At 71.3% G+C, this 15,148-nt stretch carries 13 protein-coding genes; 1 reads left to right on the top strand and 12 read right to left on the bottom strand.

Features of this window, described 5'->3' with window-relative positions; genetic code table 11:
• Positions 1–33: 33 nt before the first annotated feature.
• The 3 genes from ACSNOH_RS26710 to ACSNOH_RS26700 form a co-directional block, all read right to left on the bottom strand.
• Positions 34–975 carry an RluA family pseudouridine synthase gene (locus ACSNOH_RS26710; RefSeq protein WP_436723975.1) on the bottom strand — a complete coding sequence of 314 codons (942 nt, stop codon included), beginning with the start codon at positions 973–975 and terminating at the stop codon, positions 34–36.
• A gap of 42 nt (positions 976–1,017) precedes the next feature.
• The gene (gene lspA, locus ACSNOH_RS26705; protein WP_436723974.1) at positions 1,018–1,566 is read right to left on the bottom strand and encodes a signal peptidase II; all 549 of its coding nucleotides are present in this window, start codon (positions 1,564–1,566) and stop codon (positions 1,018–1,020) included.
• 79 nt (positions 1,567–1,645) lie between these two features.
• On the bottom strand, positions 1,646–2,887 hold the full coding sequence (locus tag ACSNOH_RS26700) for a TraR/DksA family transcriptional regulator (protein ID WP_436723973.1): 1,242 nt from the start codon (positions 2,885–2,887) through the stop codon (positions 1,646–1,648).
• 481 nt (positions 2,888–3,368) lie between these two features.
• On the opposite strand from ACSNOH_RS26700, the gene ileS reads away from it, so the two are divergent.
• On the top strand, positions 3,369–6,506 hold the full coding sequence (gene ileS, locus ACSNOH_RS26695; protein WP_436723972.1) for an isoleucine--tRNA ligase: 3,138 nt from the start codon (positions 3,369–3,371) through the stop codon (positions 6,504–6,506).
• A 217-nt stretch (positions 6,507–6,723) separates the two neighbouring features.
• Here the strand turns inward: ileS and ACSNOH_RS26690 are convergent, their stop codons facing one another.
• The 9 genes from ACSNOH_RS26690 to ftsW form a co-directional block, all read right to left on the bottom strand.
• Positions 6,724–7,932 carry a DivIVA domain-containing protein gene (locus tag ACSNOH_RS26690; RefSeq protein WP_436723971.1) on the bottom strand — a complete coding sequence of 403 codons (1,209 nt, stop codon included), beginning with the start codon at positions 7,930–7,932 and terminating at the stop codon, positions 6,724–6,726.
• Between the two features lie 49 nt (positions 7,933–7,981).
• Positions 7,982–8,266, bottom strand: a complete 285-nt coding sequence (locus ACSNOH_RS26685; protein WP_359097037.1) for a YggT family protein — start codon at positions 8,264–8,266, stop codon at positions 7,982–7,984.
• A gap of 76 nt (positions 8,267–8,342) precedes the next feature.
• Complete coding sequence (locus ACSNOH_RS26680) at positions 8,343–8,957, bottom strand: cell division protein SepF (RefSeq protein WP_436723970.1); 615 nt, start codon at positions 8,955–8,957, stop codon at positions 8,343–8,345.
• 122 nt (positions 8,958–9,079) lie between these two features.
• The gene (locus ACSNOH_RS26675) at positions 9,080–9,799 is read right to left on the bottom strand and encodes a YggS family pyridoxal phosphate-dependent enzyme (protein ID WP_436723969.1); all 720 of its coding nucleotides are present in this window, start codon (positions 9,797–9,799) and stop codon (positions 9,080–9,082) included.
• Between the two features lie 5 nt (positions 9,800–9,804).
• Positions 9,805–10,530, bottom strand: a complete 726-nt coding sequence (pgeF, locus tag ACSNOH_RS26670) for a peptidoglycan editing factor PgeF (RefSeq protein WP_436723968.1) — start codon at positions 10,528–10,530, stop codon at positions 9,805–9,807.
• Between the two features lie 54 nt (positions 10,531–10,584).
• Entirely contained in the window at positions 10,585–11,598 is a 1,014-nt protein-coding gene (gene ftsZ / locus ACSNOH_RS26665; RefSeq protein WP_436723967.1) for a cell division protein FtsZ, read from the bottom strand.
• 239 nt (positions 11,599–11,837) lie between these two features.
• Complete coding sequence (locus ACSNOH_RS26660) at positions 11,838–12,713, bottom strand: cell division protein FtsQ/DivIB (protein ID WP_436723966.1); 876 nt, start codon at positions 12,711–12,713, stop codon at positions 11,838–11,840.
• A gap of 23 nt (positions 12,714–12,736) precedes the next feature.
• A complete protein-coding gene (gene murG / locus ACSNOH_RS26655; RefSeq protein WP_436723965.1) occupies positions 12,737–13,831 on the bottom strand; it encodes an undecaprenyldiphospho-muramoylpentapeptide beta-N-acetylglucosaminyltransferase in 1,095 nt (364 codons plus the stop codon).
• A gap of 6 nt (positions 13,832–13,837) precedes the next feature.
• Positions 13,838–15,118, bottom strand: coding sequence for a putative lipid II flippase FtsW (ftsW, locus tag ACSNOH_RS26650; RefSeq protein WP_436723976.1), 1,281 nt, complete (start codon positions 15,116–15,118; stop codon positions 13,838–13,840).
• Between the last annotated feature and the right edge of the window lie 30 nt (positions 15,119–15,148).

Here is a 15,148-nt window from a genome sequence, read left to right as displayed (position 1 = left end):
CGGGAGGCCCGTACGGGCCCCCCGCGTCCGCTGCTACGCGCTCTCGGCGCGCACCTTGTCCAGGGCCCGCTGCAGGTCCTCGGGGTAGTCGCTCGCGAACTCGACCCAGCGGCCGTCCTCGGGGTGCTCGAAGCCGAGCCGCACCGCGTGCAGCCACTGGCGCGTGAGCCCCAGGCGCTTGGCGAGGGTGGGGTCGGCGCCGTAGGTGAGGTCGCCGGCGCAGGGGTGGCGGTGGGCGGCCATGTGCACGCGGATCTGGTGCGTGCGGCCGGTCTCCAGCTTCACGTCCAGCAGGCTGGCGGCGCGGAAGGCCTCGATGAGGTCGTAGTGCGTGACGGAGGGCTTGCCGTCGGCGGTGACGGCCCACTTGTAGTCGTGGTTGGGGTGGCGGCCGATGGGGGCGTCGATGGTGCCGCTCATCGGATCCGGGTGGCCCTGGACCAGCGTGTGGTAGCGCTTGTCGACCGTGCGCTCGCGGAACTGCTGCTTGAGCAGGGTGTAGGCGCGCTCGGACTTGGCGACGACCATCAGGCCGGACGTGCCGACGTCCAGGCGGTGCACGATGCCCTGGCGCTCGGCGGCGCCGGAGGTGGAGATGCGGTAGCCCGCGGCGGCCAGGCCGCCGATGACGGTCGGGCCCGTCCAGCCGGGGCTGGGATGCGCGGCCACGCCGACCGGCTTGACGATCACGACGATGTCGTCGTCGTCATGGACGATCTCCATGCCCTCGACGGGCTCGGCGACGATCTGCACCGGCGCGGGGGCGGCGGGCATCTCGACCTCCAGCCAGGCCCCGCCGGTCACCCGGTCGGACTTCCCGGCCTCCGCACCGTCCAGCTGGACCTTGCCCGCGGCCGCCAGCTCGGCCGCCTTCGTGCGGGAAAAGCCGAACATGCGGGCGATTGCGGCGTCGACGCGCTCGCCCTCCAGGCCGTCGGGTACGGGCAGGGCGCGGATCTCGGGAATGGTGCTCACCCGTCGAGTATGACGGACGGGTGCGCCGCCCCCGCCCCGGGCTCAGTCCTGGTGGACCGTGCCGTCCGGGTCCAGGCCGCGGAAGGACAGGATCACGATCAGGAAACCGCCGCACACGATCGCGGAGTCGGCGAGGTTGAAGACCGCGAAGCCGGACGGCGCGATGAAGTCGACCACGCCGCCCTGGAGGCCGCCCGGCGAGCGGAAGAGGCGGTCGGTGAGGTTGCCCAGCGCGCCGCCGAGCAGCAGGCCCAGGGCGATCGCCCACGGCAGGCTGTAGAGCTTGCGGGCGATCCGCGCGATCACCACGATCACGGCGGAGGCGATCACCGTGAAGACGACGGTCATCGCCTCGCCGATGCCGAAGGCGGCGCCGCGGTTGCGGATCACCTCCAGCTGCAGCCAGGTGCCGATCACCTCGATCGGGTCGTGGTGCTCCAGCTTGGCGACGACGACCAGCTTGCTCCCGAGGTCCAGGAGGTAGGCGAAGGCGGCCACGGCCAGGAGCACCCCGATGCGCCGCCTGCCCTTGGCCGTGGTGTCCGCCGCGGCCGCCGGAGTGCCGGTGGTGGTCTGTTCCGCCTCTGTCACGTGAGTCCTTCGACGTCGTCCCGGTGGGCCAGGGCCTGCCTGACTGAGGACGAGGGTACGGCACGCTCGCACGGGCGGGTCAGCGGCGTTCCTGGCGCTGTTTGCACTCCACGCACAGCGTGGCCCGCGGGAAGGCCTGCATGCGGGCCTTGCCGATCGGCTTGCCGCAGTTCTCGCAGAGCCCGTACGTGCCCGCGTCGAGGCGCTCCAGCGCGCGCTCGGTCTGGTCCAGCATCTCGCGGGCGTTCGCCGCCAGCGCCAGTTCGTGCTCCCGGGTGATGTTCTTGGTGCCGGTGTCGGCCTGGTCGTCGCCCGCGCCGTCGCCCGAGTCGCGCATCAGCCCGCTGATCGCCTCCTCGGAGTGGGCGATCTCCGTGCGCAGCCGCAGCGCTTCGCCTTGGAGCTCCGTGCGGGCCTCGGCCACCTCGGCGGGCGACCAGGGCTCCTCCCCCGGCCGCACCGCGAGCTCACCGGGCTCCGCGGGTCCCGTGCGGGCCCCCGGCACCTTCCCGGCGGCCTGTGTCCCGTCCATGGTCTTCTTCGCAGCCACCGTCCTGGCTCCCGTCTCCTTTGGGGGCACCGCCTTGCGGGCAGGTGCGGCTTGTCCGGCCTCGACGGCCGTGTCGTGCGCGGTGCGGGGCGCCTCGGCGGCGGGCCGGGCGGCGGCGCTCTTGCCGACCGGCGCCTCGGTGGCCGCGGCGGCCTTCTCCGCGCCCGGGGCCACGCCCTTGGCGGCGGCCTTCTTGGCCGGGGCGGCCTTCTTCGCGGCGGGCGCCGCGGATGCCTTGGCAGGCGCCGCGGATGCCTTGGCAGGCGCCGCGGATGCCTTGGCAGGGGCCGCCTTCCCGGCGGCGGCCGCCGTCTTCTTCGCCGCGGCCTTCTTGGCGGGCGCCGCCTCCTTGGCCGCCGCCGTCTTCTTGCCGGTGGCCACGGCGGCCTTCCGCCCGGCCGTTCCGGCAGCCGCGCCCTTGGCGGACGCCGCCTCCTTGGCAGGGGCCGTCTTCTTGGCGGCAGCCTTCCCGGCGGCGGGCGCCGCCTTCTTCTTACCGGCAGACGCTGCCGACGCCGACGAGGCAACCTCCTTCGCGGTCTTCTTGGCCGACGCCGCCTTCTTGGCCGACGCGACCTTCCCCGCGGCGGAGGCCGTCTTCTTGGTGGCGGGCGCCGTCTTCTCGGCAGAGGCCGTCTTCTTGCCGGCGGCAGCCTTCCCCGTGGGGCCGGAGCCGGCGCGGGCCCCCGCGGCAGCGGACCCGGCGCCCCGGGCCTTCCCCTGTGCGGACGCGGTCTTCGCCGCTTCCGCCGCCGCTCTCTTCGCCACCATGACCGCGGCCCCTTCACATTTTATGATCTTGCGCGCGAATCGTGCCGGAACGATAAAACTCCACCGGGCACGCGGCAACGGGGCACGCCGGTCTCCTCGGTTGTGCCCCGCCCCCGGCCCTGTAATCGGACCGCACCCGTCCCCCGCCCGGCCCCGGCCGAAACCGGTGGGCCGCGTCCGGTCCCGCCCCGTACACTGGGCGCAGCGAAAGGCGTGGATGGGACGAGTAGCGCCGCACGCAGCCATCAGCGATCCGGGGACGGTGCGAGCCCGGGGGCGTGCGCGGAGTGAAGATCAGCCCGGAGCCGCCGGAAGAACGCCCGGCCCATGGCCAGGGGTCATTAGAACCGGCATCGCGGCCCTAATGAGGGGGCCGGGGACGTACGCGTCCGCGGCCAAGGAGGGTGGTACCGCGGGAGCGCGCGAGCGCGTCTCGTCCCTCCGACGGACAGCGCACCAACCGTCCCGCCGGAGGAAGCCGATGACGCAGTACCGCCAGGTACCCGCGCAGGTCGACCTGCCCGCCCTGGAGCACGCCGTGCTCGAGTTCTGGCGCGAGCAGAAGATCTTCGCCCGTACGCTCGAACAGTCCGAGGGCCGCCCCGAGTGGGTGTTCTACGAGGGCCCGCCCACCGCCAACGGCATGCCGGGCGCGCACCACATCGAGGCCCGCGTCTTCAAGGACGTCTTCCCCCGCTTCCGCACGATGCAGGGCTACCACGTCGGCCGCAAGGCCGGCTGGGACTGCCACGGCCTGCCCGTCGAGCTGGCGGTGGAGAAGGAGCTGGGCTTCTCCGGCAAGCAGGACATCGAGGCGTACGGCATCGCCGCCTTCAACGCCAAGTGCCGCGAGTCGGTCACCCGCCACACGGACGCGTTCGCCGAGCTCACCACCCGCATGGGCTACTGGGTCGACCTGGACGACGCGTACCGCACGATGGACCCGGACTACGTCCAGTCCGTCTGGTGGTCGCTGAAGGAGATCTTCAACAAGGGCCTCCTCGTCCAGGACCACCGCGTCGCCCCCTGGTGCCCCCGCTGCGGCACCGGCCTGTCGGACCACGAGCTGGCCCAGGGCTACGAGACGGTCGTCGACCCGTCCGTCTTCGTCCGCTTCCCGCTGACCTCCGGCCCGCTCGCGGGCGAGGCGTCGCTGCTGGTGTGGACGACCACCCCCTGGACGCTGGTCTCCAACACCGCGGCCGCCGCGCACCCCGACGTCACCTACGTCGTGGCCACCGACGGCACCGAGAAGCTCGTCGTCGCCGAGCCGCTGCTGGAGAAGGCCCTCGGCGAGGGCTGGACGGCCACGGGGCAGTCCTTCACCGGCCGCGAGATGGAGCGCTGGGCCTACCGCCGTCCGTTCGACCTGGTCGAGTTCCCCGAGGCCGCCCACTTCGTCGTCAACGCCGAGTACGTGACGACCGAGGACGGCACCGGCATCGTCCACCAGGCCCCGGCCTTCGGTGAGGACGACCTCAGGACCTGCCGCGCCTACGGCCTCCCGGTCGTCAACCCGGTCCGCCCGGACGGCACCTTCGAGGAGGGTCTCGGCCTCGTCGGCGGCCAGTTCTTCAAGAAGGCCGACGAGAAGCTCGTCGCGGACCTCACCGAGCGCGGCCTGCTCTTCCGCCACGTCGCCTACGAGCACAGCTACCCGCACTGCTGGCGCTGCCACACCGCGCTTCTCTACTACGCCCAGCCGTCCTGGTACATCCGCACCACCGCGATCAAGGACCGGCTGCTGGAGGAGAACGAGAAGACCAACTGGTTCCCCGAGTCGGTCAAGCACGGCCGCTTCGGCGACTGGCTGAACAACAACATCGACTGGGCGCTCTCCCGCAACCGCTACTGGGGCACCCCGCTGCCGATCTGGCGCTGCGAGGAGAACCACCTCACCTGCGTCGGCTCGCTGGCCGAGCTCTCCGAGCTCACCGGCACCGACCAGGGCGGCCTGGACCCGCACCGCCCCTACATCGACGACGTCACCTTCACCTGCACCGCCGAGGGCTGCTCCGCCACGGCCGTGCGCGTGCCGGAGGTCATCGACGCCTGGTACGACTCGGGCTCGATGCCGTTCGCGCAGTGGGGCTACCCGTACAAGAACAAGGAGCTCTTCGAGCAGCGCTACCCGGCGCAGTTCATCTCCGAGGCCATCGACCAGACCCGCGGCTGGTTCTACACGCTGATGGCCGTCGGCACCCTCGTCTTCGACAAGTCCTCGTACGAGAACGTCGTCTGCCTGGGCCACATCCTCGCCGAGGACGGCCGGAAGATGTCCAAGCACCTGGGCAACATCCTCCAGCCGATCCCGCTCATGGACCAGCACGGCGCCGACGCCGTCCGCTGGTTCATGGCCGCCGGCGGCTCCCCGTGGGCCGCGCGCCGCGTGGGCCACGGCACCATCCAGGAGGTCGTCCGCAAGACGCTCCTCACCTACTGGAACACGGTCGCCTTCCAGGCCCTCTACGCCCGCACGTCCGGCTGGGCGCCCAGCGCCGCGGACCCGGCCCCGGCCGACCGCCCGCTGCTGGACCGCTGGCTGCTCGGCGAGCTGAACGCCCTCGTCGGCCAGGTCACCGAGGCCATGGAGGCCTACGACACCCAGCGCGCCGGCAAGCTGCTGTCCGCCTTCGTCGACGACCTGTCCAACTGGTACGTGCGCCGCTCGCGCCGCCGGTTCTGGCAGGGCGACGCGGCGGCGCTGCGCACCCTCCACGAGGTCGTCGAGACGGTCACGCGCCTGATGGCCCCGCTGGTGCCGTTCATCACCGAGCGCGTCTGGCAGGACCTGGTCGTCCCCGTCGACCCGCAGGCCCCCGAGTCGGTCCACCTGGCCACGTGGCCGGTGGCGGACGCCGCCCTGGTCGACCCGAAGCTGTCGCAGCAGATGCTGCTCGTGCGGCGCCTGGTCGAGCTGGGCCGCGCCACCCGCGCCGAGTCCGGCGTCAAGACCCGTCAGCCGCTCTCCCGCGCGCTGGTGGCCTCGGCCGGCTTCGAGGAGCTGGGCGCCGAGCTGCGCGCCCAGATCACCGAGGAGCTCAACGTCTCCTCCCTCGCCTCCCTCTCGGAGGTCGGCGGCTCCCTGGTCGACACCACCGCCAAGGCCAACTTCCGCGCGCTGGGCAAGCGGTTCGGCAAGGGCGTCCAGGCCGTGGCGAAGGCGATCGCCGCCGCCGACGCGGCCGCCCTGTCCCTGGCCCTGCGCGAGGGCACGGCCTCGGTCGAGGTGGACGGCGAGCAGGTGGCCCTCTCCCCCGACGAGGTCATCATCACCGAAACCCCGCGCGAGGGCTGGTCGGTGGCCTCGGACTCGGGCGCGACGGTGGCGCTCGACCTGGAGATCACCCCCGAGCTGCGCATCGCGGGTCTCGCCCGTGACGCGGTCCGGCTCATCCAGGAGGCCCGGAAGAACAGCGGCCTCGACGTCGCCGACCGGATCGCGCTGCGCTGGGAGTCGGCGGACGAGGAAGTTCGCACGGCCCTGACGGAGCACGCCTCCCTGATTGCGGACGAGGTGCTGGCCACCGACTTCGCCGCGGGCGAGGCCGACGGCTCCTACGGTGAGCCTTTCACCGACGAGGCGCTTTCGCTGACGTTCCGTCTCCGTAAGGCCTGACACAAGGCCTGATACAAGGCCCGATACAAGGCCTGATAAAAGCGGCAATGGCCGGGCGAGGGATTTTCTCGCCCGGCCATTGCCATATGTCGTATTGACCGACATCCGTACGGAAATGCAGCGCACGCAAAAGGGCCGGGCCCCTGGGATTTCCCAGGGGCCCGGCCCTTTATGACTGCCGACCGACCGACTGCCGACTAGCGGCCGGGCGGGCGCCTCAGTTGTCGTCCTCGTCGATGAGGAAGCCCCGCATCGGGGACGGCGCCTGCTGCATCGGCTGCTGGCCCTGCGGGCGCACCGGTGCCATCGGCTGGGTCATCGCCGGGGACATCTGCTGCTGACCGCCGTAGGACGGGCCACCCATGGAGGAGTTGCCGCCCATCGAGGTGTTGCCGCCCATGGACGGGTTGCCGCCCATGCTGTGACCGCCCATGCCCGCACCTGCCGGAGCCATCGACCCGCTCATCGAGGGGGCCGCGGGCAGCGACGGGGTGTTGGGGTTGCGCGGCGGGGCCAGCGAGTCGTCCGCCTGGTTCTCCAGCTGGCGCAGCTGGCTCTCCAGGTAGGACTTCAGACGCGTGCGGTACTCCCGCTCGAAGCCGCGCAGGTCCTCGACCTTGCGCTCCAGCGTGGCGCGGGCGGACTCCAGGGAGCCCATCGCGACGCGGTGCTTCTCCTGGGCGTCCCGCTCCAGGGCGTCGGCCTTGGCGCGGGCGTCCCGCTCCAGGCCCTCGGCGCGGCTGCGCGCCTCACCGACGATCTTGTTGGCCTCGGAACGGGCCTCCGCGATCGCCTGGTCCGCGGTCTGCTGGGCGAGCGAGAGCACACGGGCAGCGCTGTCACCGCCCGGGCCCTGGCCCGGCTGGGGCAGCTGCGGGCCGCCCATGGGGCCGTTCTGACCCATGGGGTTCTGCCCCATAGGACCGTTCTGCCCCATTCCGTTCTGACCCATCGGGCCGTTCTGACCCATGGGACCGCCCATCGGGCCGCCCATCGGGCCGTTCTGACCCATCGGACCGGGACCGTTCTGCCCCATGGGGCCGGGACCGTGCGGACCCTGGGGACCGTGGCCGTGACCGCTCGGGCCGGCCGGAAGCTGCGGGGCACCGCCCGGCAGCTGCGGCGGGCCGCCCATCGGCTGCTGCTGCGGCACCGGCTGCGGTCCCGATATGGCGGCGGGCACGGGAGCCCCGCCGGGCCGCTGGTCCTGCTGCTCGGGCTTACGCATGCCCTGCTGCTGGTTCTGGGCGGCGGCGCGCGTGGCGGCGGCCAGCTTGGCGCGCAGGTCCTCGTTCTCGCGGAGCAGACGGGTCAGTTCGGCCTCGACCTCGTCCAGGAAGGCATCGACCTCGTCCTCGTCATAGCCTTCTCGGAGACGGACGGTCGTGAACTGCTTGTTCCGCACGTCCTCGGGGGTCAACGGCATCTCTTCTTCACCTCAACGTAGTCGTCGGCAATCGGCAAGACCGTATCGTTCACACCTGCTCCACGACGCGGATCAGGATGAAGACGATAATCATCAATACGAAGAAGGACAGGTCGAGCGCCACGCCCCCGAGACGCAGCGGCGGAATGAACCGCCGCAGAAGCTTGAGTGGCGGATCGGTGACAGTGTAGGTGGCCTCAAGGACGACCACCATCGCCTTACCGGGTTGCCATGAGCGAGCGAACTGGAAGACGTAATCCATCACCAGTCGGAAGATCAGCACAAACAGGAAGCAATACAGCGCGATGTAGATCACCTGCAGTGCGATGCTCATCTCGCGCTTCCCTCTCCCCTTGCTCGTACCCGGCCTGTTCGGCCGTCATTCTCCCGGTGTCGCCAGGTATTGCGTCTCAGCTCTGATTGAAGAACCCACCCTCTGCGATGCGGGCCTTGTCCTCCGCCGTGACATCGACGTTAGCAGGAGACAGCAGGAACACCTTCTGCGTCACCCGCTCGATGCTGCCGTGGAGACCGAAGACGAGGCCGGCGGCGAAGTCGACAAGTCGCTTCGCGTCCGTGTCGTCCATCTCCGTCAGATTCATGATCACCGGGGTGCCCTCGCGGAAGTGTTCCCCGATGGTACGGGCTTCGTTGTAGGTCCGGGGGTGCAATGTCGTGATGCGGTACGGCTCCCGCTCGGACACAACCTTGGGCATGATCACCGGTGCGTTCTTCTCCAGAGAGTGGCGTTCGGGTGTGATGGACGCCACGGGGGCGATTCGGGCGGGTCGTCCCGCTTCCGCTGTGAGCGGAGCGGGTTCGCGCTGTGCAGGCGGCTGGGCGACTCGAACCGGTTCGTCCGATTGCGTCTGTTGTGCGAGGTGTTGCTGCTGATGCTGCTGCCTGCGACGGTCGGGCTCCGGCTCGGGCTCGAACTCGTCGTCGGGGTCGAACCCCGGGCCGTCGTACCCATCGTCCTCCACGAGGCCGAGGTAGACCGCCATCTTGCGCATCGCGCCGGCCATTCTCTGCGTCCTCCGCTCTGTGGTGGATCGGCTCCGTCAACGGCGCCTTGGATCCACGCGGTCTGCCCGCCTTCTGACGGGAATGACCATATTTTTTGCTGTGGTCCGACTTCTTGGCGACGTTACCCGAGCCTGGGTCGGACTCCGAGTACCGCCGATCCGACACGTACATGTGTCGCCCCGGCGGCCACGGCGTCATCCAGATCCGCGCTCATCCCTGCTGACACCATGTTCGCAGCAGGATGGGCCGCGCGCAGGCCCGTTGAGATTTCCATGAGCCGCTCGAAGGCGGACCGCGGCCGTCCGGCATATGGTCCGACGAGCGGAGCCACCGTCATCAGGCCCGCGGGGCGCACTCCTTCGGCCGCCGCGAGGGCGTCGGCGAGTTCCGTCACACCGTCAGGAGCGACTCCGCCCCGTTCGCCCCGTTCGCCCGACTCTGCGTCAAATGCCACCTGGATCAGGCAGTCCAGCGTCCGGCCGGCCTTGACGGCCGCGGCGCCGAGCGCGGTGACGAGCCGGACCCGGTCGACCGAGTGCACGAAGTCGGCATAACTCGCCACGGAGCGGACCTTGTTCGTCTGCAATTGTCCGACGAAGTGCCAGCTGAGCGGCAGATCCGCGCACTCGGCCGCCTTCGGCGCGGCCTCCTGGTCCCGGTTCTCCGCGACGTGCCGCACCCCGAGTTCGGCGAGGAGTCGCACGTCGGAGGCGGGGTAGGTCTTGGTGACCACGATCAGGGTCACGTCCTCGCGCGGGCGGCCCGCCGCGGCGCAGGCCCGGGAGATACGTTCCTCCACGCGGGCCAGATTGTCAGCGAGTTCCGTTCTGCGGTCCGTCACAGCCCTCAGTCCAACCAGACATAGCTAGCAAGTCGCCCCGTTGTGCGCTCGCGCCGGTACGAGAAGTGATCAGCCGACTCCAGCGTGCAGATGTGAGATTGTCCGCTCATCTTCACGCCGAGCCGGGCGAGTTGGGCCCGTACGCCTGCGGCCACGTCCACGGCGGGGGTGCCCTGCCGGGTGGTGGCCCAGGCCTCCGGCACGACCGCGGCGACCTCGGCCCGCATCTGCTCCGGCACCTCGTAGCACAGGCCGCAGACCGCGGGCCCGGTGCGGGCGAGGATCCGGGCCGGGTCCGCGCCGAGGGTGATCATCGTCTCGACGGTCGCGGGAACCACCCCGGCGACCAGGCCCGGACGGCCGGCGTGGGCCGCGCCCACGACCCCGGCGACCGGGTCGGCCAGGAGCACCGGGGTGCAGTCGGCGGTCAGGACCGCGAGGGCCAGTCCCCGGCGGGCCGTCACCACGCCGTCGACCGGGGGGACCTCGGCCGTGGCCCAGGGGCCGTCGACCACGGCGACCTCCCGGCCGTGCACCTGGTTCATCCAGACGACGTCCGCGGGGTCGAGGCCGAGCGACTTCGCCGCGCGCTCCCGGTTGGCCCGGACGGCGGCGGGGTCGTCGCCGACCGCGCCGCCGAGGTTGAGCTCGTCAAACGGAGCGGCGCTCACCCCGCCCCACCGGTCGGTGAAGGCGAAGTGCGCGCCGCTCGCATGCTTTTCAGACGACACAGCTTCCGATGTCACTGCGTGCTGTTGTCCTATGCCGCTCACTCGCTCGTGGTCCTACTTGAGGAAGTCCGGAACGTCCAGTTCCTCGGCGGTCGAGTCCTGGTACGGGCGGGCCGGCGGCTGGCCGCCGTCGAAGCCGGCCGCGATGACGGTGACCCGGACCTCGTCGCCCAGGGCGTCGTCGATGACGGCGCCGAAGATGATGTTGGCCTCGGGGTGGGCGGCCTCGCTGACCAGCTGGGCGGCCTCGTTGATCTCGAAGAGACCGAGGTCGGAGCCGCCGGAGATGGAGAGCAGGACGCCGCGGGCGCCGTCGATGGACGCCTCCAGCAGCGGCGAGGAGATCGCCATCTCGGCCGCGGCCACCGCGCGGTCGTCGCCGCGCGCCGAGCCGATGCCCATGAGCGCCGAGCCCGCCTCGGACATCACGGACTTGACGTCCGCGAAGTCCAGGTTGATCAGGCCCGGGGTGGTGATCAGGTCGGTGATGCCCTGGACGCCCGACAGCAGCACCTGGTCCGCGGACTTGAACGCGTCGAGCACGCTCACCTGACGGTCCGAGATGGACAGCAGCCGGTCGTTCGGGATCACGATCAGGGTGTCGACCTCGTCGCGCAGCCCCGCGATGCCGTCCTCCGCCTGGTTGGCGCGGCGGCGGCCCTCGAAGGTGAAGGGGCGGGTGACGACACCGATCGTCAGGGCGCCCAGCGAACGGGCGATGTTGGCGACGACGGGCGCGCCGCCGGTGCCGGTGCCGCCGCCCTCGCCCGCGGTCACGAAGACCATGTCGGCCCCCTTGAGGACCTCCTCGATCTCCTCGCGGTGGTCCTCGGCGGCCTTGCGGCCGACCTCGGGGTTCGCGCCGGCGCCGAGGCCACGGGTGAGCTCACGGCCGACGTCGAGTTTCACATCGGCGTCGCTCATCAGCAGGGCCTGTGCATCGGTGTTGATCGCGATGAACTCGACGCCCTTGAGACCGACCTCGATCATCCGGTTGATGGCGTTCACGCCACCGCCGCCGATGCCGACGACCTTGATGACTGCGAGGTAGTTCTGCGGTGCTGCCACGTCGAAGGCCTCTCGCCTCGAGTTACGTATGCCTGGGGGACGGTTCAGTGCCGACCCGAACCCTCAACGTGAAGTTTAGGGTTACCGGTGCCGCTGTTCGCTGGGGTTCTCCGAACAGGACACTAAGTCGACAAGCCGCGCGCGTTCAACGAACACGCCGAACCTCCCGTTTTTCTTTTCACCCTATGTGATCACCCATAGCCGTAGCCAGTCAGGGTGCTGCCCGGCCACCCCGGCCGTCAACTCCCCGACGCCGCGGGAGCGCTGGGAGCGCTCACATCGAAGTGGTCGGCGCCCCGCGCGGCCTTCAGCAGGGCGGTCAGCGCGCGCGCCTTCGCCTCGCCCCGCTCCCCGCTCCCCCACACGACCGTCCGATCGCCCGTCAGCTCCAGGGTGATGGAGTCGTACGAGCGTACGCGGATGGCCCGGGTGTCCGCCCGGACCTCCGCCGGCAGGGCCTCGGCGACCCGGACGCCCTCGCGCTCCAGGCGTGCGGGGCCGAACCGGCGCAGGCTGGCCTCGGCGGTCGCCGAGGGCTCCACGGTGAGCCGGGGGACGCCCCGCGGGGGGTGATCGACTGTGGCGAACCGCACGCCCTCGCCGTCGATTTCGATGAACTTCCCGCGCTTCGCGGAGTCCGAGGTGTCCTCGACGATCGCTTTCGGCTGCCGCTCGGTCACTTTCAGGCCGACCGTGTGCGGCCAGGAGCGCTCGACATTGACCGATTCGATGCGCGGCAGGGCGGCGCGCAGCCGCTCCTCGATGGCGTCGGTGTCCACGGAGACCAGCGGGCCGCCGAGCTTCACCTCGGCGGCGGCGCGCACCTCACCGGGCGTCAGCACGCGGGTGCCGGATACGTCCACCCGGGTGGCGCGCAGCCAGGTGGAGCCGTAGAGCGCCCATCCGGCGGCACCGCCGGCGAGTACGGCGGCCACCGCCCAGAGGACCAGGCGGCGGCCGCGGGGCAGGCCGGAGCGGAGACCGGAGCGGCGCGGGCCGCGCCCCGGCGGCCCCCCGGCCTGCCTGCCGGCCGGCCGGGGGCGGGCGCCGTTCCCGGGCCGCACCGACTTCCTGCTCTTCGCACCCGCGCGCCGGGCGGTCGTCGGTCCGGCCACTGTCCAGCCTCCTGCTCCGGGCCTCAGCCCGCTCTCTTGGCGGCGATCGCCTCGTACACCATGCCGACGAGCAGGTCGTCGGCGTCCCGGCGGCCGAACTCGGAGGCGGCGCGGGACATCTCGTACAGCCGGTGCTGGTCGGCGAGGACCGGGAGCACGTTCTGCTGCACCCACTCGGGCGTCAGCTCCGCGTCGTCCACCAGCAGTCCGCCGCCGGCCTTGACCACCGGCTGGGCGTTCAGCCGCTGCTCGCCGTTGCCGATGGGCAGCGGGACGTAGGCGGCGGGCAGCCCGACGGCGGACAGCTCGGCGACGGTCATCGCGCCCGCGCGGCAGAGCATCATGTCGGCCGCGGCGTACGCGAGGTCCATCCGGTCCACGTACGGTACCGGGATGTAGGGCGGCATTCCGGGCATGTTGTCCACGTGCGGCAGGTCGTTCTTCGGGCCGACCGCGTGCAGGATCTGGATGCCGGCGCGCTGCAGGAACGGGACGACGGCCTGGATGACCTCGTTGAGCCTGCGGGCGCCCTGCGAGCCGCCGGAGACCAGCAGCGTGGGCAGGTTCTGGTCGAGCCCGAAGTACGCCCGCGCCTCGGGCCGGGCGGCGACCCGGTCCAGGGTGGCGATGGTGCGGCGCAGCGGGATGCCCACGTAGCGGGCGTTGCGCAGCTTGCTGTCCGGCGTGGACACCGCGACCCCGGCGGCGTACCGCGAGCCGATCTTGTTGGCGAGGCCGGGCCGGGCGTTGGCCTCGTGCACGATGATCGGCACGCCGAGCCGCTTGGCGGCCAGGTAGCCGGGCAGCGCCACGTAGCCGCCGAAGCCGACCACGCAGTCCGCCTTGGTGCGCTCCAGGATCTGCTCGGCCGCCTTGATCGTGCCGCGCAGCCGCCCGGGGACGGTGATCAGCTCGGGTGTGGGCTTGCGGGGCAGCGGTACGGCGGGGATGAGGCCGAGCTCATAGCCCCGCTCGGGCACGAGGCGGGTCTCCAGGCCCCGCTCCGTGCCGAGCGCCGTGATCCCCACGGTCGGGTCCTGCCTGCGCAGGGCGTCCGCGAGGGCGAGCGCGGGCTCGATGTGGCCGGCGGTCCCCCCACCGGCGAGTACGACATGCACCGAAATTCACCGCTCTCCGGACGGTCGCTTCTTGACGCGCCGTCTCATCGTCTTCCATCTCACCCCAGGCTGCCGCATGGCCAGCGCCGCCCGCGCACCGGGTTCGTCGCGCGCGAAGGCGATCAGCAGCCCGATGGCGAACATGGTCGGCAGCAGGGCGGACCCTCCGTAGGAGAACAGCGGCAGGGGGACACCGGCGATCGGCAGCAGGCCGAGCACCGCACCGATGTTGACCACGGCCTGGGCCGTGATCCAGGTGGTCACACCTCCCGCGGCGTACCTCACGAAGGGGTCCTCCGTGCGTCCGGCCACGCGGATACCCGCATAGCCTAGAGCCGCGAAGAGGGCGAGCACCGACAGCGTCCCCGCCAGACCCAGCTCCTCGCCGGTGATGGCGAAGATGAAGTCCGTGTGAGGTTCGGGGAGTTCGCCCCATTTTTCCACACTCGCCCCGAGCCCGGCCCCGAACCAGCCGCCGTTGGCCAGCGCGTAGATTCCGTGCACGGCCTGCCAGCACTGGTCGTGGTCGCCCGGGTCGGTGGCGCCGATGCAGGCGAGCCGCGACATCCGGTTGGCGCTGGTCTTGATGAACAGGACGGCCAGCACGGCGGTGACCCCGAAGACCCCGGCGAACAGCCGGGTGGGCGCCCCGGCCACCCACAGCAGCCCGAGGAGCACCGTGGTGAGCACCACGGTGGTGCCCATGTCGCCGCCCAGCATGATCAGGCCGAGCAGGACGAAGGTGACGGGCACCAGCGGCACCAGCAGGTGCTTCCACTGGGTGAGCAGCTTCTTGGACTGCTTGCGCGCCAGCAGGTCCGCGCCCCACAGCACCAGGGCGAGCTTGGCGAACTCGCTCGGCTGGAGCTGGAAGGGGCCGCCGAGGGAGATCCAGTTGGTGTTGCCGTTGATGGTCCGGCCGATGCCCGGCACCTGCACCAGGCAGAGCAGGAAGAGCGACCCGGCGAGCGCGGGGTAGGCGAAGACCCGCAGCAGCCGTACGGGCATGCGCGCGGCCACCAGCAGCATCACGGTGCCGATCGCGGCCGCCAGCAGCTGCTTGCGGAAGAAGAAGGTGGGCGGCAGGCCGTTCTGCAGGGCCTTGATCTGCGAGGCGGAGTAGACCATGACCAGGCCGAGCACGGTGATCAGCAGGGAACCGCCCATGACCAGGTAGTAGGCGGTCAGCGGGCGGTCCCAGGCCCTTCTCGCGCGCCTGTGGAGCTGCCTGAGGCCGCCCAGCAGGCTGCCGCGGGGCGTTCGGCCGGGCGCGCCGCCGGAGACCAGCGAAGGGGACACCGGGATGCACGCGGACCT

The sequence above is a fragment of the Streptomyces sp. URMC 127 genome, from assembly GCF_051386535.1.
Taxonomy (GTDB): Bacteria; Actinomycetota; Actinomycetes; order Streptomycetales; family Streptomycetaceae; genus Streptomyces.
Note: the sequence above shows the minus strand (reverse complement) of the source record. Positions and strands in the feature narration are given on the sequence as shown.

Bases quoted from the DNA above. Each gene is read 5' to 3' on its own strand.
- ACSNOH_RS26700 (WP_436723973.1), bottom strand. From the start codon at position 2,887: ATGGTGGCGAAGAGAGCGGCGGCGGAAGCGGCGAAGACCGCGTCCGCA.
- ileS (WP_436723972.1), top strand. From the start codon at position 3,369: ATGACGCAGTACCGCCAGGTACCCGCGCAGGTCGACCTGCCCGCCCTG.
- ACSNOH_RS26690 (WP_436723971.1), bottom strand. From the start codon at position 7,932: ATGCCGTTGACCCCCGAGGACGTGCGGAACAAGCAGTTCACGACCGTC.
- ACSNOH_RS26685 (WP_359097037.1), bottom strand. From the start codon at position 8,266: ATGAGCATCGCACTGCAGGTGATCTACATCGCGCTGTATTGCTTCCTG.
- ACSNOH_RS26680 (WP_436723970.1), bottom strand. From the start codon at position 8,957: ATGGCCGGCGCGATGCGCAAGATGGCGGTCTACCTCGGCCTCGTGGAG.